Raw genomic sequence first — 22,841 nt, forward strand, 5'->3', positions numbered from 1 at the left:
GAAAGGCGCGAGACTTCTTTTCAAGGCTGTGGATTTCGGTCATACCGACGTGGAATCTGCGGTTTGATTGCTATCCTTATGGTGCCGGCGGAACGACGGGCAGGGGAGACGGGATGTATCCGGACACTATGGCCTTGACGTTTGTCGCCTTCTGTCTGCCCTTTGCCGCCGCACTCGTCGCGCCCTCGCTCACCCGCTTCCTCGGACACAACGCAGCCTGGCTCCTCGCCCTGGCTCCGGCCCTTGTCTTCCTGCATTTCCTCGGCTTTTCGGGTGATGTCTCCAGCGGCGAGATCGTCACCGGCGGCTACCAATGGGTACCTTCGTACAATGTCAGCTTTTCCTGGCTGATTGACGGGCTGTCGTTGACGTTCCTGCTCCTGATCTCGGGCATAGGCGTCTTCATCGTTCTCTACTCCGGCGCCTATCTCAAGGGACACCCGCACCAGGGGCGGTTCTTCTCCTTCATCCTGATGTTCATGGGCTCTATGCTCGGGCTCGTCGCGTCCGACAGCCTGCTCATGCTGTTCGTATTCTGGGAGATGACGTCCGTCACCTCCTTCCTCCTGATCGGCTTCGATCATTCCCGGGAGGCCTCGCGCCGTGCGGCGCTCCAGGCCCTCGTCGTCACCGGCGGCGGCGGCCTGTTTCTCCTGGCCGGGCTCCTGGTGATGTGGAACGTAACCGGCGTCACCCAGCTGTCGCTGCTGCTTTCCTTCGGGGAAGAGTTGCGCGCCAGTCCCTTCTATGTGGCCATCCTCGTGCTGGTGCTCGGCGGCGCCTTCGCCAAGTCCGCGCAGTTCCCGCTGCACTTCTGGCTGCCGAACGCCATGGAGGCTCCGACCCCGGTTTCCGCCTACCTGCACTCCGCGACCATGGTGAAGGCCGGCGTATACCTGCTCATGCGGATGAACCCGGTCATGGGCGGAACGCCCGCCTGGGAGACCATCCTGCCGGCATTCGGCGGGCTCACCCTGCTGGTGGGCACGGTGCTCGCCATCCGCCAGACCGATCTCAAGCTCATGCTCGCCTATACCACTGTCGCCTCGCTGGGCCTCCTTGTGATGCTCACGGGCTTCGGATCGGAGCATGCCGTGGCGGCGGCGGCCGTCTATCTCGTTGCCCATTCGCTCTTCAAGGGCGCGCTGTTCATGGTCGCGGGCCTGATCGACCATGAGGCGGGCACGCGCGACATCACCAGGCTCGGCGGCCTGCGCAGGGCGATGCCGGTCACCTTCGCAGCCGCCCTCCTTGCGGCGCTCTCCATGGGCGGGCTGCCGCCTTTCCTTGGCTTCCTCGGCAAGGAGGAGATCTACGCCGCCTTGTGGAGCGGCAATTTGAGGGCGATCGCCTTCACCATGGCCGCCGTCTTCGGCAATGGCCTGATGTTCGCGGTTGCCTTCGCCGTTGCGCTGAAGCCGTTCCTGGGGGCAAAGCCTGCGCTTCCCAAGCATGCGCACGAAGGGCCGCTGCTGCTCTGGCTGGGGCCTCTCGTTCTTGCCGGACTGGGCCTCGCAGCCGGGCTCTTCTCTGGCCTCGTGCACCAGTGGATTTCCTCGCCTCTCGCCTCGGCGATCGCCGGCAAGCCGGAAACCGTGACGATATCGGCTGTCCCGCACATGAGCGCCGCGCTGCTCTTGTCCGTCGCCACCATCGCGTTCGGGATTGTCGTCTACGTGCTGCTCGGGCGCGCGCGCCGCGCCGCGGACGCGCTCGTCGAGGATATCGGCTGGGGGCCGGACCACGGCTTCGACCAGTTCATGCGAGGACTGGTCCGCCTTGCCGCCGGCGTGACGCGGGTGCTGCAGCCGGGCCTGATGGAGGTCTACCTGACCGCGACCTTCGCGCTGGTCGCGCTTGCGCTGCTGGTTCCGCTCGCCTGGTTCGGCGAATGGCCGCGGCTGCCCGTCTGGCCGGCTGGCGTCCAGTTCCACGAGCTTTCGATCATGGCGCTCGCCATCGCCGGCGTCGTCGCGGTGCTGACGGCGAACAACCGCCTGAACTCCATCCTTGCGCTGGGTGTCCAGGGCTTTGCGGTCGCCGTGATCTTCCTACTCTTCGGTGCCCCGGATCTCTCCTTCACGCAGTTCATGGTCGAGACCCTTTCCGTCGTCATCCTCGCCCTTGTCATGACGCGGTTGAAGCTGACCCCGCGGGACCATCGCCCGCTGCGCGAAAAGCTCCCCGATGCGGCAATAGCGATCGCGTGCGGCCTCGGCTTCGCGCTCTACCTGCTCAAGGTCACCCAAGAGCCCTTCGACACCGCGCTTACCGATTTCTTCAATCTCTATTCCAAGACGATCGCCCACGGCGCGAACATCGTGAACGTCATCATCGTCGACTTCCGCGGCACGGACACGCTCGGTGAAATCACCGTGGTGATGATCACCGGCCTCGCGATCCTCTCGCTGATCCGCATCCGATCCGGCCGCTCCGAGCCCGCACGCTCCGTTGCGGAAAACGCTGGGGAGGTCGGCCGATGAACACGCTGATCTTCCGTACGATCGCCCCGTTCCTGACCGCGCTGATGATGCTCTTCTCCATCTTCGTTCTGCTGCGCGGCCACAACCAGCCGGGCGGCGGCTTCATTGGCGGGCTGATCGCGGCCTCGGCTCTCGCGATCTACGGCATCGCCTGCGGCGTGGCGTCGGTACGCCGCGCCATCTGGTTCCATCCGATGTCGATAGCCGCGGCCGGCGTGTTCCTCGCCTGCATCGCCGGCCTGCTTTCCGTCTTCCTCGGCGTGCCCTTCATGAGCGGCCTGTGGATCTATCCGGTCTTGCTCGGGGTGGAAGTCCCGCTCTCGACGGTCATGCTCTTCGATTTCGGCGTCTATCTCGTCGTCCTCGGATCCATCACCTCGATCGCGCTCGCGCTGGAAGAGGGAGGAGACGCCTGATGGAACTGCTGTTCGTCATCCTGATCGGCATCTTCTTTTCCGCCGCCGTCTACCTGATGCTGTCCAAGTTCCTGGTGCGCGTGCTGCTCGGTGTCGTCGTCCTCGGCAACGCGGTCAACCTTCTGCTCTTCACGACCGGAAGGATCCTGCGCGAGGTGCCGCCGATCATCCCCGACGGCCATGACGTGCCGGCGGGCATCACCGCCAACGCGCTGCCCCAGGCGCTGATCCTGACGGCGATCGTGATCTCCTTCTCCTTCTTCGCGTTCCTGCTGGTCCTCGTCTATCGGGCCTATCAGGATCTCGGCACGGACAACGCCAACGAGATGCGGGTGGCCGAGCCGAAGGGCGAGCCCTTGCCGCCGACGGGCTATTGAGGACCCTGACCAGAATGGCCGTCTCCGCACACCCCGTCGCTGATCTCTCCGCCGCCTTCGTCATGACGCCTGTCGCAGCCGCTGACTGGCTCGTGGTCCTTCCGACCGTCTGGTGCCTCCTGACGGGAGCCCTCCTGCTGATGCTGCGCAAGTCGACCGGCCTGCAGCCGCTCATCGGCATCGCCGCACTCGTGGTCCTTGTCGTCATCGACGCGCTGCTGCTCGGCCACGTGGTCGCCTCCGGGCCGGTCACCATGGTCATGGGCCGGTGGTTGCCGCCCTTCGGCATCGCGTTTACCGCGGACCTGACGGGTGTCCTCTTCGCGCTCGCCGCTGCGGTCGTGGCGCTTGCCGGCGGGATCTACGCATCGAACGACGTGGACGCGAGCGGCCGGCGCTACGGCTTCTATCCCTTCCTCCTCGTGCTGATGGGCGGCGTCTCGGGTGCTTTCCTCACCGGCGATATCTTCAATCTCTACGTCTGGTTCGAGGTGCTGCTGATCTCGTCCTTCGGACTGCTGGTGCTGGGCTCCGAGAAGGCCCAGATCGACGGCGCGATCAAGTATGCCTTCCTCAATCTCATCGCCACCACGCTGTTCCTGATTGCCACGGGCTATCTTTACGGCCTGTTCGGCACGCTCAACATGGCGGACATCGCACTGAAGGCGACGGCTCGCGGACCTGAACTGCCGCTGATGACGCTAGCGACGCTGTTCGTTCTGGCCTTCGGGATGAAGGCCGCGGCTTTCCCCGTGAATTTCTGGCTGCCCGCCTCCTACCACACGCCGCGGATCGTCGTTTCCGCGCTCTTCGCGGGCCTGCTCACGAAAGTCGGAATCTATGCGCTGGTGCGCACGCTGGTCATGCTGTTTCCGCTCGAGCGGGAAGGCTTGAGCTTCGTCATCGCGCTTGCCGCCGCCGCCACCATGGTGGCCGGTTCGCTCGGCGCCCTCGGCCAGAGCGACATCCGCCGGATGCTCGGCTTTCTGGTGATCTCCGGCATCGGCGTGATGATGGCGGGCATTTCGCTCGGAAGCCCCGGAGGCGTCGGCGGCGCGATCTTCTATGCGCTGCATTCGATGGTGACGATGACGGCGCTCTACCTGGCGGCGGGTATCGCCGGCAGGCTCGGCGGCAGCTTCGACCTGCACGGCCTCTCCGGCCTCTACAGTCGTTCGGCCCTGCTGTCCGCCCTCTCGCTCGTCCTGTTCTTCTCCGTCTCCGGCCTTCCGCCCTTTTCGGGGTTCTGGCCGAAGGTGATGGTGGCAAAAGCCGCGATCGACATTGGCGCCTGGTGGCTCGCGGGCACCGTGTTCCTCACCGGCTTCCTGACCACGATCGCCACCGGCCGCGTCTTCGCCCTCGCATACTGGCGGCCCTCGAATGCAGACCGGAGGGGCCCCGATGCCTCCGCCATTCCCGTTTCCGCCCTCGTGCCGGTCGCAGCCCTCACGGCCCTGGCGGTGTTCTTCGGCGTCTTTCCCGACATGCTCATGTCGAAGATCCAGACCGCCAGCGCCGTGCTCGCGGAGCCTTCGTCCTATGTCCGGTCGGTCTTTCCCGGGGGAGTGGCGCCATGAAGCTAATCGTCACCAACATTCTGCTCGCATTTGCCTGGGTTGCCGTCACCGGGAGTTTCACGGCGCTCAACTTCTGCTTCGGCTTCGCGATGGGGGCTTCGGGCTTTTCCTGATGCGCCGCGAGGTGAGGTCCGCGGGCTATTTTTCGCGCGGGCTGCGCATCCTGTCGCTCGCGGTGCTCTTCCTCAAGGAACTCGCTCTCTCCGCATGGAAAGTGGCAGTCCTGGTTGCGAGCCCCCGCATGGAGCTCAAGCCCGGCATCATCGCCTTCCCGCTGACGATCGATCGTGACTTCGAAATCACGCTTCTTGCAAACATGATCACGCTCACGCCGGGAACGCTGACCGTAGACGTATCCGACGACCGGCGGTTCCTCTATGTGCATGCGCTCGATTGTTCCGATCCGACCGGGCTGAAGCGGGACATCGCGGGTGGTTTCGAAAGGAAGATCATGGAGGCGTTCCGGTGACCATTGCCGCCGACATCACGGCCTTCGCGGCCGATATCGCGCTGGCGCTGATGTGCGCGGCGTTCTTCCTCACCGTCTATCGCGTGATCAAGGGGCCGACGCTTCCTGACCGGATCGTGGCGCTCGACATGCTGGTCGCGACCGCCATCGGCTTCATCGCGGTCGTTGCGATCAAGACCGGCTTCACGCTCTATATCGACATTGCCATCTCGCTCGGCCTTGTCGGTTTCCTGGCGACGGTCGCCTTTGCCCGTTTCGTTCTGGCACGCGGCAAGCCCGAGGACGAGGCTGATCCGATGGCCGCAAGCCGGCACGCGATCGGCCCGCGCGCGGGCAAGTCCGCGCGGCGGGGGAAGGGGGCACGGCGATGACCATTGTTCTGGCTCTCGTGACGGCGGCCATGCTGATCGGAGGCGGCATCTTCACGTTGCTCGCCGCAATCGGGATCGTGCGTCTTCCTGATGTCTACACCCGCATGCATGCCGCCTCCAAGGCAGGTACGGTGGGCTCGGGCCTGATGCTGATTGCCGCCGGCGTGCACTCGCTCGACCTCGCGACCATGACCCGTGCGATCGCGGGCTTCGTCTTCTTCATCCTCACGGCACCGGTTGCCGCCCATCTCGTCGCCAAGGCTGCCCACCAGGCGGGCTATCGGCTATCACGACACGCCGTTCTCGATGAAATGGCCGGCAGAAAGGCCAAATAACTCCAAACCTGTTAGATTGTCGCAGTTTTGAAGTGCTGACTGCGATGAACATCAGCGATTAATCAATTTTTAATATGTGGTAATAGGCATTGTAAGGACTTTTGCTTTTTTACAAAATAATATTGGACTTTCGACTGAACAGTGTTATTCCGAAACAAGTAAAGCATCTTCGTAGAATTTGCTCGCGATATGGGTTCCAGTTTAAGTTGCGCAATTGCCGAAATGCCCCAAATGGGCAATGTATTGGTTCGAGACTTACGCGTGTTTTGAAAGCCGGAAACGGGAAACTAATATTAGCGTGACCTGAAAGCGAGATCTGCGGAGCGTTATAGCGTCGGCGGATAGCGAAATTTTCTAAAGGTCGAAGATATTGCTTTGCTTCTGAATTTTTAAGTGCGCCGGTTTTGCGTGGCATGATCGGCAGTACGTCCGATAGGAGACCTAACATGAATGAAACTGTGCTTGGAACTGCCCCTGATTTGCTGGTGGAGCTGACGGCGGATATCGTCGCTGCCTATGTCAGCAACCATGTGGTTCCGGTCGCTGAACTTTCGACGTTGATCGCTGATGTGCACGCCGCGCTGAACAACACCAAGCAGCCGGTCGTAGCCGTTGCGCCCGTCCCGACAGCCGAAAAGCCGAAGCCGCCCGTCCCAGTGCGCAAGTCGGTGCAGAACGATTATATCATTTGCCTTGAAGACGGCCAGAAGTTCAAGTCGCTCAAGCGCCACCTTATGACACACTACGGCATGACGCCGGAAGAGTATCGCGAGAAGTGGGACCTGCCGGCCGACTACCCGATGGTCGCACCCGCCTACGCCGAAGCGCGCTCGCGTCTTGCCAAGGAAATGGGTCTCGGTCAGCGCCGCAAAGGCCGCTGATCGGTCGCACCGATCCGCCAATACCGCCGGACCTTCCTGCGAAGGCCCGGCTTTTTTTCATCATTAATGAGGAAAAAAAACCTATTCGTGGGGATTTAAAACACGTAAATATGAAATAAATCAATGTATGGTTGTGAGCCGGGGATTTCCTTCATCCCCGCTTGATGTCAAAGGTGTATGAATAAATTCCTAAACAGGAGTCTGGATCATGCACCGATCGATACTGACAATGCCATTGCCCGAGCATGACAAGGCGGCGGGTAGCACCGCTGCCCTGTTCCCGACGCGGGCGCCGGAAGGAAAATCGGCGGATCGCCCGCCATTCGCGGCGCAGGCCTATCCCGCCGTTCCTCCGCGCATCGCCTGCCGGATCGTGCGGCAATTGATCGTCGAGATGGTTCAGCTTTCCGGGGAGCGGGTCCTTCGACGCCGCGATTCGCGCCGCGCTACCTGCCACATCCGCCAGATTGCCATGTATGTCTGTCATGTGATCCTGCAGATCTCGCTCTCGGACATCGGCCTCGCTTTCGGCAAGGACCGCACCACGGTCGGCCATGCCTGCAACGTGGTGGAGGACCGCCGCGACCACCAGGACTATGACGAATTCGTCGCCGCCGCGGAGCGAATCGTCCTTTCCGTCCTGACGCCGGCGGGGTACGGCAATGATGAGTGAGCGCCAAACGCCGGTGAAAGCCGCACCGAGGAAGCAAGCATCCGTCGCCAGCCTGTTGCGTTTCCTCCTGTCGAGCGGGGAGGCGGCGACCGGAACGGCTGATGGATCAGTCCTTCTTGCCGCAAGCGACGGCCGCACCTTGACGGCCAGTCCGGCTCTCGTTTCGGAGATTGTCCGGCAGGGTCTGGCGACCAGCGAGGGCTCGACGCTGAAGCCCACCCCCGAGGCTCGAGGCCATCTGCGCCGCCTTCTCTCGGGCGGAGAGAACGCCTTCGGGGACCAGCATCGCGAGGTGACCGAGAAGATCGTCATCGATCAGGGATTTCGCCGCACGGCGAGCGTCAACCAGCTCGAATCGCCCCTGTCCTCGCTCGGCCGCATCCGCGACCGGAACGGGCAGTCCTTCCTGCCGGAAACAGCACTGGCGGCCGGGGAGCGTCTTCATGCGGATTTCACCCGCGGCGGCCTGCAGCCGCGCATGACGATGAGCTGGGAACCGCGGATCGCGACCCGGATGAAGGGGGAGGCCGGAGCGGGGACGGAGATTTCCGACACGGCGCTTGCGGCGCGCGAGCGGGTGAGGCTTGCCGTCGGCGCCATGGGGCCGGAACTGTCGGGCGTGGCGCTCGACGTCTGCTGCTTCATGAAGGGGCTGGAAACGGTCGAGCGGGAGCGGCAGTGGCCGCAGCGCTCCGCCAAGCTGATGCTGCGCGCGGCACTTATGACGCTCGCACGCCACTATGCGCCACCTGCGCCGAAGCCGCGAAGCCATGTCTATGCGGCCGAAGACAGCCGCCCGACGCTCTTGGGGCGGCCGGGTAGATGAAGCCGCGCCTCAGGCGGCGACGCGCAGCATGCCTTCCTCGCGGATCCGCTTCACCATGGAGCGCAATCCGTTGGCGCGCTGGGAGGACAGGTGCTCGACCAGTCCGATCCGGTTGAAGACGTCGAGCGCATCGAGATCGGCGACCTCGGAGGCGCGCTTGCCGGAATAGATCGCCAGCACGATCGCCACCAGCCCGCGCACGATATGCGCGTCCGAGTCGCCTTCGAAGGTCAGAAGCGGATCTTCTCCTCCGCCGGCATGCGTTACCAGCCATACCTGGCTGGCGCAGCCCTGTACCTTGTTGGTCGAGGTGCGCTTGTCCTCCGGCAGATCCGGCAGTGCCTTGCCGAGCTCGATCACATAGCGGTAGCGGTCCTCCCACTCGTCGAGATAGGCAAAGTCGTCGATGATCTGTTCTAGGGCTGTCATGGCGGATCCGTATTCGGTCTATGCCGCTCATATAGGATAGGAATGGCCAAATTTGAACTGGAATCGGCCGCACAAAAAAGAAACGCCGCGAGGGATGGGCTATCCTCACGGCGGTTGCAGGGGCAACAGTAGGCAGGCAGAAACTTGATTGGCGACTTGATCAGCCGGCAGGATCCGGGCGGCGGGTCGGCACTGCGATGGTGCCGGTGACGACGTCGTCGGCTTCGCTGGCGGCCGGCGCCGGCATCTCGGTCAGCTCGGAAGGCGGAACATCGGCAAGCTTGGCCGTCTCGGTGTCGGCGAACTGCTTGTCCAGAAACTTGTAGGCAACATGAGCGCCTTCACGAGCCCGGTGGCCAAGGGCGACGAAGGTCTCCGCGCCCTTTTCGCATACGTCGGGCTTTTCCATGCAGATCGCGCTGACATAGCCCAGAGCCTCGCTGGCGGCGGTAAAGGTATCGGAAAGTTCCACGGACGGAGCCGTCTGCAGCCGGTCCGACGACTCACCGTCGAGAAACGGCAGCAGGACCAGAACGAGTGAGAACCAGAACGTTCCCTTGATCAGAAACCACATGTCAGTGCCCATCCTCTAGTTCGAAGCCGCGGGCCATGACGGCCCTGTCGTCCTTCGTTCCGGTCGTTGCCGGTGGTCCTTGGCGAACCATTGATGCAAGACTACTGCGGGGAAGCAAATTCCCCTTTGAGAGAATCGCTCGGGTTTTCCGCAGTTTTAAGTAAAATGCGACCTATCGGCATTTTAGAGGCATTTGAATCGCATCTTATCGATTGCCGTTAAGCAAGAAGGCGGCCGCCTCGGGCTTAACCCTCTGAGAACGCGGCATGCCATGCCGGCACTCATTGCCACAAAAGTTAACGCGGACAGAAAAACGCCGCAAAATGAAACGCTTACCCCCCATTAACCACGATTTCCAAATGGCTCCGAGATTGCCCCAAAACGGGATTTTTCGCCCCTTTCGGGTGCTCCCGGAAGACCCCGGCTTATTCTTTCCTTAAGTCGCGGGTGCGATTTTGAGCGCAGAAAATAACAATGTCCGACAGGGTTTCGCATTGCGCCAATTGAGCGACATCGCTGACACAATGGCTGCCACGTTTGGCGCCATCGCCGGTAGAGGCTCGTCCCTTCGCGCCGAGACGAAGCCGTCCGCGCGCGCGTTCATGCTTGCAGCCCTGGCCTCGGTCGGGGGCGTGCCGCTTGCGCTTTCGGCCTTTCTGCCCGTGTCCGCGGCCCTGCCTGCCGGCGCAGCGCTTGCCGGCGCGGGTGCGCTCTTTGCGACTGCCGCCGTCTTCGCCCGCGATGCGCGCCAAAACGAGAAGAAGGCTGTGTCCGAGCGCGCGGTCGACGAGGTCTCGCCCTACAATTTCTTCGCCGGGCTCGTCACGATCCATGACGGGCGCGGGTTTGTCACTGCCGTCCACGGCCGCGACATGAAGGAAATCCTCTCCTGGATGCGCGACCCGATGGGCCGCGGCTTCCTCGACCAGATCCACGTTTCCGACCGACTGTCCTTCATCCAGACGATCGATCGCATCAGGCAGGGCGCGCCCCACGCCACCATCGACATCCGCATGGAGCGTCCGAGGCTTCGGCCCGACGCGGAGCAGTTCGTCCACATGCGCGTCAACCTTACCGCCGTCAGGAACGACGACGGATCGCTGACGGGCGTCGTGGCCCAGTCGCAGGACATCTCGGCGGAAGCGCAGCTGAAATCTGAAGCCGCGCGCAAGACCGAAGAGGCCGAGACGGCCAACGATGCCAAGACCCGCTTCCTTGCTGCCGTCAGCCACGAGCTGCGTACGCCGCTGAATGCGATCCTGGGCTTTTCGGACATCCTGTCCGGCGAATACTTCGGCAAGCTGGAAAACGACCGCCAACGGGAATATGTCGCCCTGATCAACCAGTCCGGGAGCCACCTTCTGTCCGTCGTCAATACCATGCTCGACGTCTCGAAGATCGAGGCGGGCCGCTACGAACTCCTGTCCGAGCCGTTCGTGGTTTCGGACATCGTGCGCGCCTGCGAACAGATGCTCGGCCTCCAGGCGCGCGAAAAGGGCGTCAAGCTCACGAGCCGCGTCCAGCGCGACCTCGGCGAGGCCGTCGCCGACCAGCGCGCGCTCCAGCAGGTGCTGATCAACCTGGTCGGGAACGCGATCAAGTTCACCGATGCCGGCGGCTTGATCACCATCGACGCGGAGCGGCGCGACAAGGATCTGGTGCTGACCGTGAGCGACACGGGTATCGGCATTCCCGCGGCCAAGCTCGACGCCATCGGTCAGCCGTTCATGCAGGTTCACAACCAGTACACCCGGAAATACGAGGGCACCGGTCTCGGACTGTCGCTGGTCAAGGGGCTGGTCGCCTTGCACGGAGGTTCGTTCGCGATCCGGAGCAACCCGGGCGAGGGCACAGTGATCACGGTGCGCGTGCCTGCCGACGGCTCGGGAATTGCCCTTGCCGTGGAGCCGCACGCGGATCTTGCGGAAACCGTCGAATTCCCCCCGCGCCTGCCGGCGCGCGATGCCGGGGCGGCTGCACCAGCGGTGCTGACGCTGCCGCTTTCCGGGAAGCACAACGAGGATGGAGGTCATGACCGCACGCGCGCGAAAACAGCCTGATCGGCGCTCGCCGAAGCAGGGTGCGCGTACCGGTCGCGGCACGCGCAACGAGGCTCGTGGGCCCGGGGTTGTCCTGCGCGCGCTGATGGCGCTCGGCAGCCTTGCGGCACGTCATCCGACCGCCGTCGGCGGCGGCGCGGCCTTTGCCGTCGTCTTCAGTTTCGTGGCGGCGAACGCCCTCTGGTATCAGCCGGGGGGACACCCGTCGCCGTTCCTGAAGACGCGCAACGGCATGAACACGCTGGGCTTTTTCGCACAGCGCGATCCTCCGAAGGACGTGACCACTTTCCTGATCGAGCGCGAGGGCGAGGCTGAAGGCGATGCCGAGGACGGCTCCCGTCTCGTGCTCGATATCCAGAAGGAACTGGCGCGCCAGGGTTACTATGCCGGAGACACGGACGGCATGCCCGGTGCGCAGACCACGGCCGCAATTCGGGCCTTCGAGGAAAAGCGCGGCGTGCGAGCGACCGGCGAAGCGAGCAGGGACCTTCTCTACGCGCTGAGATCGACCGCACCGGCGGTTACGGAAATCGTTCCTTCGGAGCGGCCCTTCGAGGATGCGAAGAAGCCGCAGACGCCGACGAAGGTAGAGGACCCGGTCGCGGCCGCTATCCTCAGCGCCGAGGCCGATCCGGGCCTCACCGCATCCGTCACGAGGGCGGCGCCGAGCGAGATGGTGATGAAGATCCAGAAGGGTCTGAGCAACATCGCCTACAGCGACGTGACGGTCGACGGCGTGGCCGGCGAGCGCACGCGCGCGGCTATCCGCCACTTCGAAAAGCACTATCGGCTGCCCGAGACCGGCGAGCCGAACGAGAAGGTGCTGGTCAAGCTCCGGGAAATCGGCGCACTCTAGGATCTGGACGCACGCTCGGATTGGAGCGTGGCTCCCAGCCCTTTGCCGTCCTTGCGGGGAGCGGGCCGGTTGCGCATTCGCCGCGTGGCGTGTATCCCGACCCCATGCGCGTGAAATCCGACATCTTCGTAGCCGCACTGGTGCGCCGCATCTTCGGGCGCGGCGATTTTGCGACTGTCGAGCGCAAGGGCGCGGCCGAGGCCGGTGCCATCTTCATTCGCCAGCTGTATCGCGACGGAACCGAGACCCTCTACGGTCCGGCGCCGCAGAGCTTCTTCGACGACGACGCGACGGGGGAGCGGCTGTTCGAGCTGCGCCTCGACAGGGTGGGGCGCGATGAGGTCTCCGATGTGCTTGCGCGGGAGGCCCGTTTCGACGCGGACCTCTGGGTGCTGGAGGTCGAGACCGAAGAGCTTGGCGGCCTGCTGCCGCTATTCGAGGAAAAGCCGGAAGAGACTGGGCCGTTTCGCCGCTGAGCATCCCGATCGCGGGCGCGAGGCGCGCCGGCGGAGGTAGCCTCAGCCGGCTGACCGGCGCTTGTTGAGCTGGCCGAATACCGGGCTGTCGTTCTGGGCCGGGATCTCCCGGGCCTTGCCGGCATCGGCAGGTTGCGGCTGGTCCCCGTTGGTGTAGTGGTCCGCCCGCTGCCAGCTTGCGACTCGTTCGGCGCAATGGGCCGGATCCTGCGCGGCAAGAAGTTCGCCAGCGCCTTTGCCGGCAAGATGCGGATAGATGCGCGAGAGAATATAGGCGGCATCCTGCCGGTCCAGGCGAAGCGCAACGAGGGTCGCCGCGAGCTGATGACCTGACAGGTCGAGGAGAATGCGTTCCGACAGCCATTGGCTTGAAGCGAGCGCATCGGCAAGCGCGACGGCGAGCATTCCCGTCTCGCCCGAGCGCGCGAAGCGTACGAGCAGGGCCTGGTGGACCTCGCTTGCAGGCAGGAGCGAGGGGGCCGCTGCGGGACGATCGGCGCGGGCAAGTGCCCTCAGATCCTCGCGAAGCCGCTCTTCCCGTTCAAGACGGCGCGTTTCGACGGCCACTCGTTCACGCTCGACTTCGGTCTGGCGACTGCTCTGGTCCTGGTGATTGCCGACGAGCGCCTCGATGACGGCCGGCGAGAGGTTCTTCCTGCGGGCGATCGCACGGGCATGGGCCGAGCTTCCTGCCTTCAGGATGCGGATCAGCATCGCATCGGTGAGCGACTCAGAGCGGGTGAGGAAGATGGCGGCGATGTTGATCGGTCTGGAACCGATGAAGAGGGCGGTTGCTTCCGGCACCTGGCGGCATTGCGAGAGGGCGGCGACCGCCTGCCGGCGTGCCTCGTCGCTGGAAGCGAGATAGAGTTTTTCAAAGAGTTCGCTGAATTGCAGGAGATCCGAGCGGGACGGATGACGAAGGCTCTCGAAGCTGGAGACCGTCGCCATCAGGACGATGTCCTTCTTTCGACCGGACTGTGGTCTTTCAAGCTCGCGAAACCTGTCCGCCACAACGCACCTACCCATACGCAGAAGCGGCGCCCGAAGTCGGTGGCGGATGCTGCGCTCCTGCGGAACGCGAAGGCCTGCCGGCTGCGGGCAGGGGACGATTACCCGTTGCCGCGTTTTACCCTGATTGGGAACAATTAGAGGAAAAACGTTAGCAACATGTTAACCGTGTTCATATTAGGATCTCTGCAATGGCGTGGTGTGCCGGGGAAAGCAGCCGGGCCATGATTCGAATGCGCGGAAGATGTACCGAAGTAATGCGGTCCATCGAAGCACCAGAGAAAGGTGCGATGTTCCGGGTGCCGGGGGGCGAGGCAGGGTAATTTTCCTACAACAGGAAACCTTCCATGCCGGATCGCCGTTTCAGGTTCGATCGCGACTGCGAACACATGTTTCGCCGTCCCGAGCGGCCAACGGAACCGGATGCACCGGCCCGTAGAGCGGGCAGGGTGAAATAAATTCGATCCTTCATCCGTCTCGATTCTCACAAGGAGGCGAGAATGGCAGAGGTAGTCATACTGCAAGAACGGCTCGCGCGTCCGGCGCGGCGACAACCCGCGTGGCATGATGTGCCTGCGGAAATCCTTTTGTTCACCGGCGTTCGCTACGAGCGCCTGACGCCGGCGATGATGGCCCAGAAAGCCTCCGTTTCCGGTAAAAACCGGGGCGCGAAGCAGAGTGTGCCGGTCGCCGACCCTGCGCGGCAGAACCCTTAAGCTCCCTTCACCAGAAGGGGGCTCCCCGAAAATTACAGAGTGAAGCGGCGATGTCGCTATTGTCGAGGCGCCGTCCGGACGTGTCGGCTCAAGCCCTTTGCGAGACGCGGCGAGCAAATTTCGCCGTCAAATCCGGCCTGCTCACGAAGATGTGAACTGCTCGCAGCCGGCATCCGACAGGAACTCACGGGCAGCCGCCGCCTGGCTCAGCGTCGGCACGAAGGTTCTCAGAACCGCATAGCCCTCGTCCCCGGACAATCCTACGAGAATAGATTGCGTCAGCTCTTCCGGGAGCGACTTGCGAATCCCGGTCAGCTGGATCGGCGACGCGACGAGCAGATCGAGCGTCCGGTCGACCGAGGTGCGGTCGTTCATGCTGAAGACCTCGTTCGAGCCTGTGTCGAAGATGGCGATCGACCAGAAGGGGACATCGCCGGGCGCCGTGAAATGGACAGGTGTCTCCTCGGTCGAGAAGGCGCAGACTGCGACGAGCAGGTTCGGGTCGTCGCTGACGAGACCGGTGTCGGGGGCTCCATCGCCGGACAGCGGAAAGAACCGGTTCTGCTCGCCGAACGCCTCGACGCGCGTGTAGGCATCCCGGTCGGAGAAGCTTGGAAGCGAGAGGATTATGATGATGTGCAGGACGGCCGCTCCGACAAGCCCGATCAGCACGGCATAAAGAACACTACGCATCGGCACATCCCATGCGGTTGATCGCCGGCATTCCCAGATCGATGACGCCGGAACTTCCGGCCGTGGGTGTGTCGAGGAGCGTTAGAACGAGCTCGAAGGGCGCATCGGCGACCGGAACCGCGAGCCAGTTGCCAGGCTTTGCGGTCGGAGAAACCTGGATCACGAAGCTTCCGTCGGCGGCACGCATCACCATCCATGAGGTAAGCCCGTCCGGGAGGCCGGCGGTGGTCGCAAGTCGCCGCCCACGGGGCGAGGCGGCGTGCAGTGTCCACAGACGTGCAGGTGGGGTTGCACCTGTGACTTCATAGGAGCAGGCCGACGAAAGCGTCCTGCCTGCGCTGTCGGTGGTGGCGGCGAAGAGCAGCCCTTCTGCCCCGCCGAGGAGCAGCTTGCCCTCGCGCGCCCTGTGGGCCTTTGCATAGGGATCGGCGTCGGCTGTCTGCGCCTGCGGGAATGCCTTCCACGGGCCAAGCGCGATCGCTCCAAAGCCAATCGTTGCCCGCAGAGCCAGCACCGATGTGACGATGCCGACCCCGAAGGCGATGGCAAGCGCAAGGGCGACGAGAAGGGGAGTGCGGAACAAATCGGCCTACCGGTTGGAATCAGGAGAGCTTGGCGTCACTGTTTCCGCTTTCACTGCGCGGCGTCAAGCGCGGCAACCCGGCCGTCGGCCTCGATAGGCTTGGCGGTGTTGAACTGGCGCGCGATATCGCGAAGCAGCCTGGTCACGTCCGCAGACAGCGAACGGGGCCGGACCAGGGGTGGAAGCGCGGTTTCCTCCGCGGCGGCGGTCGCCGCAGGCGTCTCCTCCTTCTTGGGCTCGGCGCCCGGCATGGGGTTCTCAATGCCGGGAATGGGGCGAAGCTCGATGCCCTGGTGGGCATAGTCCATCAGCCGCTTGAATGTCATCGCGGGCAGGGAGCCGCCGGTCATGTTGTTGGTGGAGGTGTAGTCGTCGTTTCCAAACCAGACGGCGGCCGTATAGTTGCCGGTGAAGCCGCAGAACCAGGCATCCCGGTAGGCCTGGGTGGTACCGGTCTTGCCGCCTGTGACGATGCCGTGGTCGAGAGCCGCACGGCGCGCGGTGCCGATGATCGGGATCTGCGTCAGCATCTGGTTCATCGACGCGGCCGCGGGTTCTGTGAGCACGCGTTCCGCCGGTTTCTCGTCGCGCTGGAAATCGTAGAGAATGTCGCCGTCGTAGTTGAGGATCTGCGTGATGCCGTGGCGGCGGGACTGCAATCCCCTGCAGGAAAGACGGCGTAGGCCGTGGCCTGGTCGAGCACAGTGACTTCGGAGGTTCCGAGCGGCATGGTCTTGTCGGTGCGCAAGGGAGTTTCTACTCCCATTTTCCGGGCGGTCTGGGCAATGAGGTCCGTGCCGAGGAGATCCTTCGCAAGACGGACCGGAATGGTGTTGATCGATTTGGCGATGGCGGTCAGGAGCGTCACCCGGCCGGAATAGCTTCGACCGTAGTTCTGAGGCGACCAGCCGCGCCACGTGATCGGAGCGTCGACGATCACCGTGTCCGGCGTCTTTCCCTTCTCCATGGCGGCCGCATAAGTATAGACCTTGAAGGAGGAGCCCGGCTGGCGAAGCGCCTTGGTGGCGCGGTTGAACTGGCTTTCGCCGTAGTCGCGGCCGCCGACCATGGCCCTGACGGCGCCGCCGTTCTCGATCATCACGATCGCGCCCTGCTTGACCTTGTAGCTTTCTCCGTACTGCCTGAGGCCGGACTCAACCGATTCCTCGGCGGCTGCCTGCAGCCCCATGTCGATGGTGGTCCGCACGATCAGCGAATGCTGGGCGAAGGGCTTTGCGATGCGCTGGGTCTCTTCGAAGGCCCAGTCGAGGAAGAAGTCCGGCGCCGTCTTTTCGTTTCGGTCGATAATGCTCGCCGGATTGCGCCGAGCGGCGATGACCTGTCCCTCGGTCATCAGCCCACCCTGGACGAGGTTGGTCAGTACCTCGTTGGCGCGGGCGCGGGCGGCGGGCAGGTTGACGTGCGGCGCATAGCGCGCGGGCGCCTTGAAGAGGCCCGCCAGCATGGCGGATTCGGCGAGGTTCACGTCGGTGATGTCCTTGCCGAAATAGAACTGCGCGGCCGCGGCCGCACCAAAGGTGCCACCGCCCATGTAGGCGCGGTCGAGGTAGAGGCGCAGGATTTCCTTTTTGGAGAGGTTGGCTTCCAGCCACAGCGCCAGGAAGGCCTCCTTGATCTTGCGTTCTATGGTGCGCTCGTTGTTAAGGAACAGGTTCTTGGCGAGCTGCTGCGTCAGCGTCGAACCACCCTGGACGACGCCGCCGGCCCTCGCGTTCTCGCTCATAGCGCGGGCGAGGCCGAGGAAATCGATGCCGAAGTGATCGAAGAAGCGGCGGTCCTCGGTGGCGAGCACGGCCTTGATCAGGTGGTCCGGCAGCTCGTCGACGGGCACGGAATCTTCATGGATGATACCGCGATGGCCGATTTCGCTGCCGTAGCGATCGAGGAAGGTCACGGCAAAGTCGCTCTGCGCGCGCCAGTTTCCCTCGGTCTCCTCGAAGGCGGGCAGAGCCAACGCCAGGAGCAGGACGAAGCCCGCCGTTCCGAGGTTCATCGACTCGCCGACGACTTCGAACAGCGCCTTCTTCCAGCCTTTCGTGCGAAAGCGGCGGAAGAATATGGTAATTTCCTCCCACCACTCGGCCGCGCGGAATCCGAGGTTCCACAGCGTCGAATCGATCCAGGAATCGATGCGCAGCAGGATATGCCGCTTGCGGCGCGGTCGATTTTCGGGGCTGGAGGGATCTTGCACGCGACTCGTCCTGTTCCCGGTCAAACTTTGTACGGTTTACACCTGTATCAAGGACGATAGCAGGCTTTCCTTACGGAAAAAACAAGGTGAGACCCGCGAGAACGGATGATCCGGCAGGTCACAGTGGGCGGACCGCCGGCCCGAGGGCCTTGACCTTTCCGGGGCATGCGTCCACGGGTTCGCCAAAGGCATTAGACGCATGAGACATGGACAGACAATGGTGCAGCAGGATGAGCAGCGGGAGGATCTTCCCTTCTGGAAGACGAAAACGCTTGGCGGGATGACGGACACGGAATGGGAGAGCCTGTGCGACGGCTGCGGGCTCTGTTGTCTCAACAAGCTCGAGGACTGGGACACCGGCGAGATCGCCTGGACGTCGATCGGCTGCCAGCTTCTCGACGGGGAAAGCTGTCGCTGCAAGGACTATGAGAACCGCCAGGCGACCGTGCCGGACTGTATCCGTCTGACCGCGCAATCGGTCAACGAAATCAGCTGGCTGCCGCCGACCTGCGGCTATCGGCTCGTCCGCGACGGGTTTGATCTCTACTGGTGGCACCCGCTCGTCTCCGGCGATCCCGAAACCGTGCACCAGGCGGGCATTTCGGCGCGCGGGCGAACTGTCAGCGAGGAAGGCATCGATATCGAGGACTACGAGGACTACCTCGTGACATGGCCGCTGGAAGTGGGAGGGCAGGCGCAGCGCTGAACGCCTGCCACCGAAATTCCGCTTTCGGGAAACACTTCGACATTACCGCGACATAAGCCGGACACGCCTTGCGCCTAATTTCGTTTCCAAGGGACAACAAAAGGAGACGATGAAAAGATGACAAACCTCGTCAAGGACACCCAGAGACGTTTTCGCGCCGGACTGGCGCTGGCAATCATCCTGCCGCTGACGGCTGCGGTCACCATTCCCGCAATTGCCCAGGACCGTGACCAGCCGCCGGGCGCGATGGAAGACCGGATTCAGCCGGACGCCGACCGCGCCGACGGACGCGACATGCCGCCGCGCTTCCACATGCGCGACCGGGACCGCGACGGCGATCGCGACATGCGCCCGCTGATGTGGCACGACATGGCCCGTGACATGGGCCCACGCCACGGCCCGCGCCGCGGACCTCCCATGGCGGAGATGATCGCCATAAAGCTTGCCGCTGCCGAACAGGCCGCCGGTATCAAGTCGTCCCAGCTCGATGCATGGCGCACCTTCAGCGCGGCGCTGATCGACTTCATGCAGCCCTCGCGGCCTGACATGCCGCCTGCGGACGCACCTGATGATGCGGCGGATGCAGCACCCGATGCCGCCCCGGATGCGGGCCAGCAGCCTCCTGCCGGCGGTGCCGACCAGGCGACAGCCGACGATGCACAGCGCCCCGGCGATCGTCCGGGCCGTGACGGCGACCGCCGCGGCTTCCGTGACATGAACGCCTTCGAGCTGCTCGACAGGCTGGTGGCACGTGCAGAGAGCCGTGCCGAAAAGGCAGAGAAGCTGAAGGCCGCGCTGACGCAGCTCCAGGCCGTCCTCGAGCCCGAGCAGAAGGCCAAGCTCGAAAAGCTCCTGCTGCCGCCGCACCACTTCCGCGGCCCTGGCCCGGGCAAGCCGTAAGCCGGACGGCAGAAGATCGAGGCGCGCCGCCTGCAAGGCATCGGCGCGGCGCGCTCCATCCCGCAGTTTCTACGCCCGGAACCGGACCGGATTCCGGTACCGGGCGGCATGACCAAAGGCATTGCCCTTCGCTCGCAAACAGAACGAAGGGGACAGTCATACTGCATTTGAGTGAATTTCGGCGTCTCGGTTCGGATTTCGAGCCGGGTGTCGATAACGGAGTTGCCTTCCCCCGCAAGGGGTGGCGACGACGTTCCTGCCCGTACCCCGAGGAGGGATCAGCCCTGCTGGCTCCTCCACCCCGCGGCAGGACGTACATGTGCCGGGCGGCCCCCCAAAAACATTGCCGCCCGGCGCATGGCTTTCAGGAGCTTCCCCATCTCGGTCATGATGTCAGGCGTGTAGCCCGGGATGGTCGCTATCGGTCCCGGAGGCTGCCCGAAGCCGCTTCGGTGCGACGTTGCGCCATGCGGTCTCGACGATTCCGCTGATCGTATCGTGCTCGGCACTGTCGAAGTAGAGCGACGTCCAGCCCTTGGCTCCCCATCCACCGGGCACCGCCGCACACAGTCCCGGTTCCGTCTCGAGGAGCATGGCCTGCTGGTCGGGCTTGAGCTTGCAGACTGCGCGGCCGGGTTCGGGAAGGGTCAGAAAAATCCGGCTTCCCACCCGAAAGTCGCGCTTTCCGAAGTGAGAATCCTCAAGGGCGCCCGGGAGTGCCAGCGCCATTCGTGCAATTTCCTCCGAGGTCATGGAAAATCTTAGCACGGCGCATTCCTGTAAAAAAGATTACCAAGGATAGGAAAAAAATCCTTGACTGCGTGACGGTGGTTTGATAGGGTTATGGCACAGTCGGAAAGGTGCGGGCGGATAGATCTCCCCCGGCGAAAGCGTGGACTGGTTCGGTTCCCGGCGGGGCGAAGAGAAGTCGCCCGGCTGAAATCGTACAGAGGTCGCCACATTCGGGGCGTTTATTACGTATCCTGAGGAGGCATATCGGCAGGATCGAGTGTCATGGCCGGTGCGGCAATGTCCGCCCGCTGACTGGTTTTGAGAGATTTGAAGGTTCGCGAGCGCCCGTCCGGCTGGACGAGGCGCTTTTTGCCGTGGGCGAGGGGCTGGGAATGGTTGGGACGGATCTGGTGGACATGGGGCTTTTCGGCTTTGCAGCAGGCCCATGCGAATATGACGGCCGGGTCGCGGAGCGCCGCCTCGCCGAAGAAACCCATGCTTTGGCGACGGCAGAGATCCTGCTCGATCTGAAGGGGGAGCCGAGCGAGGATCTGCTCGGCGAGATGCAGGACATGCTGTCTGTCATGACCAAGGAACTCAGGGAGCGCTTCCAGCGGTTTCAGAGCCAGAAGGTGCGGGCGGAGACCGAGGCGGAAACGCTGCCGGACGAGGCCTCGCGAAAGCTCGCCCAGGCCGACGCCAAGGCGGCGATCGAGGCCGTGTCGCTGATCGTGCGGACGCTCGAAAAGATCGACAGCATCTACCGATCCATAGACCACGAGCGCAGGCAGGCAGCCGAGAGCGCCAGCGGAGCGGACGACGATGAAGCACTCGTTGCGAAGTTCAACAAGCTGGTCGATATCCGCGCAGCAGAACTGGTCAGGGCCCGCGTCGCAGAAGAACGGGATGATGGCGGCGGCCCAGGCGGGGCCGCGTCTTCCGCTTGTGAAGACGGAGAGAACGGCCCGTAACAGCAGGCGGGTGAAGAAAAAGTCCGTTCGCAAGCTGGGCGCGGCCCAGCGGGACCTCGGCCACGGGATGACAGCAATCGCCGACAAGCACACTGCAACGCGCGGGCTGATCGAGGCGGACAGGCTGGCGGATCAGCTCGAAGCACGTCGCATTGCGGATGGCCTGCAAACCGGGCCTTCAGGCGCGCCGGCTCCTCCGGAGCGCCTCCAGGCCGGTGTGACCTCGCCGAGTGAACGGATGCTCAGCGTCGCCGGTATGATGGCGCACCCGGCATCCGTGCGCAGGCTGGTCGGGGACTGGCGCTACTGCGGGCGCATGGAACAGCAGGCGCCGGCGGGTGACTGGCGGGTCTGGCTGCTGATGGGCGGCCGCGGATCGGGCAAGACGCGGGCGGGTGCCGAATGGGTGCACGCCATCGCGGCCGCGACGCCGGACCTGAGAATTGCGCTCGTCGGCGAGACGCTGGGAGATGCACGAGAGGTAATGATCGACGGAGTCTCCGGCATCTGCCGCATCGCTCGGTCGCAGCGCCCGGACTTCGAAGCTTCCCGGCGCCGGCTCGTCTGGCCGAACGGCTCCGTCGCGCAGATTTTTTCCTCCGAGGATCCGGAGAGCCTGCGCGGACCGCAGTTCCATTTCGCCTGGTGCGACGAGCTCGGCAAGTGGAAGCACATGCAGGAAAGCTGGGACATGCTGCAATTCGGGCTGCGGCTCGGCGACGAGCCGAAGGTGTTGGTGACGACGACACCCAGGCCGGTGCCGCTCCTGCGCGCGCTCGTCGCCGACGGAAGAACGGCGGTACGGCATGTGCGCACGGCGGACAATGCCGCCAACCTTTCGGCTGGATTTCTGGGGCAGATGCGGGACCGCTACGGCGGAACGCGGCTCGGACGGCAGGAACTGGACGGCGAACTGATCACCGACCGCGAGGACGCGCTGTGGCAGCGCGACCGGATCGATGCGCTTCGCGTGCGCAATTGCGGACCTCTGTCGCGGATCGTCGTGGCCGTGGATCCGCCGGCTGCGGCCTCGGCGCACTCGTGCTGCGGCATCGTGGTGGCGGGGCTCGACGCGTCGGGACGCGCGGTGGTGCTCGCGGATTGTTCGGTCGGCGGCGCAAGCCCGGCAGGCTGGGCGAGCGCGGTGGTGCGCGCCTATCGTCGTTTCGATGCCGACCGCGTAATCGCCGAAATCAACCAGGGCGGAGACATGGTCGCGGCGATGCTGAGAAGCATCGACGAGACCTTGCCGATCGCCACCGTCCGGGCGACGCGCGGCAAGTACCTGCGTGCCGAACCCGTGGCCGCACTCTACGAGCAGGGACGTGTAGTGCATGCCGGGAGTTTCGCGGAACTCGAGGATCAGATGTGCGATTTCGGGCCGGACGGGCTGTCGTCGGGCCGCTCGCCCGACCGGCTCGACGCGCTGGTCTGGGCACTGACGGCCCTGATCATCGACCGCCGCGGCGAACCGAGGGTGAGGGGCGTATGAGCGCGGCTTCTCGCTGTGC

23 protein-coding genes and 2 pseudogenes are annotated in these 22,841 nt (G+C 64.0%); 18 read left to right on the forward strand and 7 right to left on the reverse strand.

Annotated features, from left to right (window positions below; translation table 11 throughout):
* Positions 1 to 113: 113 nt before the first annotated feature.
* The 10 genes and pseudogenes from F3Y30_RS09100 to F3Y30_RS09145 all read left to right on the forward strand — a co-directional run bounded on the left by F3Y30_RS09100 (position 114) and on the right by F3Y30_RS09145 (position 8,411).
* A complete protein-coding gene (locus F3Y30_RS09100) occupies positions 114 to 2,483 on the forward strand; it encodes a putative monovalent cation/H+ antiporter subunit A (RefSeq protein WP_203426121.1) in 2,370 nt (789 codons plus the stop codon).
* Positions 2,480 to 2,899, forward strand: a complete 420-nt coding sequence (locus F3Y30_RS09105; protein WP_203426122.1) for a Na(+)/H(+) antiporter subunit B — start codon at positions 2,480 to 2,482, stop codon at positions 2,897 to 2,899. The genes F3Y30_RS09100 and F3Y30_RS09105 overlap by 4 nt, the downstream gene beginning before the upstream one ends.
* The gene (locus F3Y30_RS09110; RefSeq protein ID WP_203426123.1) at positions 2,899 to 3,276 is read left to right on the forward strand and encodes a Na+/H+ antiporter subunit C; all 378 of its coding nucleotides are present in this window, start codon (positions 2,899 to 2,901) and stop codon (positions 3,274 to 3,276) included. The genes F3Y30_RS09105 and F3Y30_RS09110 overlap by 1 nt, the downstream gene beginning before the upstream one ends.
* A gap of 14 nt (positions 3,277 to 3,290) precedes the next feature.
* On the forward strand, positions 3,291 to 4,856 hold the full coding sequence (locus F3Y30_RS09115) for a Na+/H+ antiporter subunit D (protein WP_203426124.1): 1,566 nt from the start codon (positions 3,291 to 3,293) through the stop codon (positions 4,854 to 4,856).
* Positions 4,853 to 5,325, forward strand: a pseudogene (locus F3Y30_RS09120) (Na+/H+ antiporter subunit E). Before F3Y30_RS09115 ends, F3Y30_RS09120 begins: the two are co-directional and overlap by 4 nt.
* A complete protein-coding gene (locus tag F3Y30_RS09125) occupies positions 5,322 to 5,696 on the forward strand; it encodes a cation:proton antiporter (protein WP_203426125.1) in 375 nt (124 codons plus the stop codon). The pseudogene F3Y30_RS09120 and the gene F3Y30_RS09125 overlap by 4 nt, the downstream one beginning before the upstream one ends.
* The gene (gene mnhG, locus F3Y30_RS09130; RefSeq protein WP_203426126.1) at positions 5,693 to 6,031 is read left to right on the forward strand and encodes a monovalent cation/H(+) antiporter subunit G; all 339 of its coding nucleotides are present in this window, start codon (positions 5,693 to 5,695) and stop codon (positions 6,029 to 6,031) included. Before F3Y30_RS09125 ends, mnhG begins: the two co-directional genes overlap by 4 nt.
* Positions 6,032 to 6,477: 446 nt before the next feature.
* Complete coding sequence (locus F3Y30_RS09135) at positions 6,478 to 6,912, forward strand: MucR family transcriptional regulator (protein WP_203426127.1); 435 nt, start codon at positions 6,478 to 6,480, stop codon at positions 6,910 to 6,912.
* Between the two features lie 208 nt (positions 6,913 to 7,120).
* A complete protein-coding gene (locus F3Y30_RS09140; RefSeq protein ID WP_348649866.1) occupies positions 7,121 to 7,585 on the forward strand; it encodes a helix-turn-helix domain-containing protein in 465 nt (154 codons plus the stop codon).
* On the forward strand, positions 7,578 to 8,411 hold the full coding sequence (locus tag F3Y30_RS09145) for a DUF6456 domain-containing protein (RefSeq protein ID WP_203426128.1): 834 nt from the start codon (positions 7,578 to 7,580) through the stop codon (positions 8,409 to 8,411). Before F3Y30_RS09140 ends, F3Y30_RS09145 begins: the two co-directional genes overlap by 8 nt.
* Positions 8,412 to 8,420: 9 nt before the next feature.
* On the opposite strand, the gene F3Y30_RS09150 is transcribed toward F3Y30_RS09145, so the two are convergent.
* Positions 8,421 to 8,840 carry a SufE family protein gene (locus F3Y30_RS09150; RefSeq protein WP_203426129.1) on the reverse strand — a complete coding sequence of 140 codons (420 nt, stop codon included), beginning with the start codon at positions 8,838 to 8,840 and terminating at the stop codon, positions 8,421 to 8,423.
* A gap of 160 nt (positions 8,841 to 9,000) precedes the next feature.
* Positions 9,001 to 9,414: a DUF5330 domain-containing protein gene (locus F3Y30_RS09155; protein WP_203426130.1), complete on the reverse strand. Its 414-nt coding sequence runs from the start codon at positions 9,412 to 9,414 to the stop codon at positions 9,001 to 9,003.
* 455 nt (positions 9,415 to 9,869) lie between these two features.
* Here F3Y30_RS09155 and F3Y30_RS09160 point away from each other — a divergent pair, with 455 nt between their 5' ends.
* From F3Y30_RS09160 to F3Y30_RS09170, 3 genes are all read left to right on the forward strand, one after another.
* A complete protein-coding gene (locus tag F3Y30_RS09160) occupies positions 9,870 to 11,474 on the forward strand; it encodes a HAMP domain-containing sensor histidine kinase (protein WP_246752921.1) in 1,605 nt (534 codons plus the stop codon).
* Complete coding sequence (locus tag F3Y30_RS09165) at positions 11,446 to 12,330, forward strand: peptidoglycan-binding domain-containing protein (RefSeq protein WP_203426132.1); 885 nt, start codon at positions 11,446 to 11,448, stop codon at positions 12,328 to 12,330. The genes F3Y30_RS09160 and F3Y30_RS09165 overlap by 29 nt, the downstream gene beginning before the upstream one ends.
* 104 nt (positions 12,331 to 12,434) lie before the next feature.
* On the forward strand, positions 12,435 to 12,806 hold the full coding sequence (locus F3Y30_RS09170) for a DUF1491 family protein (protein WP_203426133.1): 372 nt from the start codon (positions 12,435 to 12,437) through the stop codon (positions 12,804 to 12,806).
* Positions 12,807 to 12,848: 42 nt separating this feature from the next.
* On the opposite strand, the gene F3Y30_RS09175 is transcribed toward F3Y30_RS09170, so the two are convergent.
* On the reverse strand, positions 12,849 to 13,820 hold the full coding sequence (locus F3Y30_RS09175; protein WP_203426134.1) for a DUF2336 domain-containing protein: 972 nt from the start codon (positions 13,818 to 13,820) through the stop codon (positions 12,849 to 12,851).
* A gap of 497 nt (positions 13,821 to 14,317) precedes the next feature.
* Between F3Y30_RS09175 and F3Y30_RS09180 the strand changes: the two genes are divergently transcribed.
* The gene (locus F3Y30_RS09180; protein WP_203426723.1) at positions 14,318 to 14,533 is read left to right on the forward strand and encodes a hypothetical protein; all 216 of its coding nucleotides are present in this window, start codon (positions 14,318 to 14,320) and stop codon (positions 14,531 to 14,533) included.
* Positions 14,534 to 14,674: 141 nt separating this feature from the next.
* Here the strand turns inward: F3Y30_RS09180 and F3Y30_RS09185 are convergent, their stop codons facing one another.
* From F3Y30_RS09185 to F3Y30_RS09195, 3 genes and pseudogenes are all read right to left on the reverse strand, one after another.
* Entirely contained in the window at positions 14,675 to 15,226 is a 552-nt protein-coding gene (locus F3Y30_RS09185; protein WP_203426135.1) for a DUF1254 domain-containing protein, read from the reverse strand.
* The gene (locus F3Y30_RS09190; protein WP_203426136.1) at positions 15,219 to 15,809 is read right to left on the reverse strand and encodes a DUF1214 domain-containing protein; all 591 of its coding nucleotides are present in this window, start codon (positions 15,807 to 15,809) and stop codon (positions 15,219 to 15,221) included. Before F3Y30_RS09190 ends, F3Y30_RS09185 begins: the two co-directional genes overlap by 8 nt.
* A 50-nt stretch (positions 15,810 to 15,859) precedes the next feature.
* Positions 15,860 to 18,021 (reverse strand): annotated as a pseudogene (locus F3Y30_RS09195) (PBP1A family penicillin-binding protein).
* A 199-nt stretch (positions 18,022 to 18,220) separates the two neighbouring features.
* Here F3Y30_RS09195 and F3Y30_RS09200 point away from each other — a divergent pair.
* Positions 18,221 to 18,727, forward strand: a complete 507-nt coding sequence (locus F3Y30_RS09200; RefSeq protein ID WP_246752922.1) for a YcgN family cysteine cluster protein — start codon at positions 18,221 to 18,223, stop codon at positions 18,725 to 18,727.
* A 117-nt stretch (positions 18,728 to 18,844) separates the two neighbouring features.
* Positions 18,845 to 19,627 (forward strand): Spy/CpxP family protein refolding chaperone, encoded by a 783-nt coding sequence (locus F3Y30_RS09205; protein WP_203426137.1) that lies wholly within the window; start codon positions 18,845 to 18,847, stop codon positions 19,625 to 19,627.
* Positions 19,628 to 20,020: 393 nt separating this feature from the next.
* Here F3Y30_RS09205 and F3Y30_RS09210 read toward each other — a convergent pair whose 3' ends face one another.
* The gene (locus tag F3Y30_RS09210) at positions 20,021 to 20,380 is read right to left on the reverse strand and encodes an MmcQ/YjbR family DNA-binding protein (protein WP_203426546.1); all 360 of its coding nucleotides are present in this window, start codon (positions 20,378 to 20,380) and stop codon (positions 20,021 to 20,023) included.
* Between the two features lie 371 nt (positions 20,381 to 20,751).
* Between F3Y30_RS09210 and F3Y30_RS09215 the strand changes: the two genes are divergently transcribed.
* Together F3Y30_RS09215 and F3Y30_RS09220 are read left to right on the forward strand one after the other, a co-directional pair.
* Positions 20,752 to 21,330 (forward strand): hypothetical protein, encoded by a 579-nt coding sequence (locus tag F3Y30_RS09215; protein WP_203426138.1) that lies wholly within the window; start codon positions 20,752 to 20,754, stop codon positions 21,328 to 21,330.
* Positions 21,331 to 21,586: 256 nt separating this feature from the next.
* A complete protein-coding gene (locus tag F3Y30_RS09220; protein ID WP_246752965.1) occupies positions 21,587 to 22,822 on the forward strand; it encodes a terminase family protein in 1,236 nt (411 codons plus the stop codon).
* The last annotated feature ends 19 nt before the right edge of the window (positions 22,823 to 22,841 follow it).

This window comes from Sinorhizobium sp. BG8 (assembly GCF_016864555.1).
GTDB lineage: Bacteria > Pseudomonadota > Alphaproteobacteria > Rhizobiales > Rhizobiaceae > BG8.

What these genes read in the sequence shown, in the direction of transcription:
- F3Y30_RS09115 (WP_203426124.1), top strand. Translation starts at nt 3,291, where the DNA reads ATGGCCGTCTCCGCACACCCCGTCGCTGATCTCTCCGCCGCCTTCGTC.
- F3Y30_RS09215 (WP_203426138.1), top strand. Translation starts at nt 20,752, where the DNA reads ATGGTTGGGACGGATCTGGTGGACATGGGGCTTTTCGGCTTTGCAGCA.
- F3Y30_RS09205 (WP_203426137.1), top strand. Translation starts at nt 18,845, where the DNA reads ATGACAAACCTCGTCAAGGACACCCAGAGACGTTTTCGCGCCGGACTG.
- F3Y30_RS09180 (WP_203426723.1), top strand. Translation starts at nt 14,318, where the DNA reads ATGGCAGAGGTAGTCATACTGCAAGAACGGCTCGCGCGTCCGGCGCGG.
- F3Y30_RS09105 (WP_203426122.1), top strand. Translation starts at nt 2,480, where the DNA reads ATGAACACGCTGATCTTCCGTACGATCGCCCCGTTCCTGACCGCGCTG.
- F3Y30_RS09220 (WP_246752965.1), top strand. Translation starts at nt 21,587, where the DNA reads ATGATGGCGCACCCGGCATCCGTGCGCAGGCTGGTCGGGGACTGGCGC.
- F3Y30_RS09155 (WP_203426130.1), bottom strand. Translation starts at nt 9,414, where the DNA reads ATGTGGTTTCTGATCAAGGGAACGTTCTGGTTCTCACTCGTTCTGGTC.
- F3Y30_RS09170 (WP_203426133.1), top strand. Translation starts at nt 12,435, where the DNA reads ATGCGCGTGAAATCCGACATCTTCGTAGCCGCACTGGTGCGCCGCATC.
- F3Y30_RS09200 (WP_246752922.1), top strand. Translation starts at nt 18,221, where the DNA reads ATGAGACATGGACAGACAATGGTGCAGCAGGATGAGCAGCGGGAGGAT.
- F3Y30_RS09185 (WP_203426135.1), bottom strand. Translation starts at nt 15,226, where the DNA reads ATGCGTAGTGTTCTTTATGCCGTGCTGATCGGGCTTGTCGGAGCGGCC.
- F3Y30_RS09165 (WP_203426132.1), top strand. Translation starts at nt 11,446, where the DNA reads ATGACCGCACGCGCGCGAAAACAGCCTGATCGGCGCTCGCCGAAGCAG.
- F3Y30_RS09100 (WP_203426121.1), top strand. Translation starts at nt 114, where the DNA reads ATGTATCCGGACACTATGGCCTTGACGTTTGTCGCCTTCTGTCTGCCC.
- F3Y30_RS09145 (WP_203426128.1), top strand. Translation starts at nt 7,578, where the DNA reads ATGAGTGAGCGCCAAACGCCGGTGAAAGCCGCACCGAGGAAGCAAGCA.
- mnhG (WP_203426126.1), top strand. Translation starts at nt 5,693, where the DNA reads ATGACCATTGTTCTGGCTCTCGTGACGGCGGCCATGCTGATCGGAGGC.
- F3Y30_RS09140 (WP_348649866.1), top strand. Translation starts at nt 7,121, where the DNA reads ATGCACCGATCGATACTGACAATGCCATTGCCCGAGCATGACAAGGCG.
- F3Y30_RS09110 (WP_203426123.1), top strand. Translation starts at nt 2,899, where the DNA reads ATGGAACTGCTGTTCGTCATCCTGATCGGCATCTTCTTTTCCGCCGCC.
- F3Y30_RS09150 (WP_203426129.1), bottom strand. Translation starts at nt 8,840, where the DNA reads ATGACAGCCCTAGAACAGATCATCGACGACTTTGCCTATCTCGACGAG.
- F3Y30_RS09135 (WP_203426127.1), top strand. Translation starts at nt 6,478, where the DNA reads ATGAATGAAACTGTGCTTGGAACTGCCCCTGATTTGCTGGTGGAGCTG.
- F3Y30_RS09210 (WP_203426546.1), bottom strand. Translation starts at nt 20,380, where the DNA reads ATGACCTCGGAGGAAATTGCACGAATGGCGCTGGCACTCCCGGGCGCC.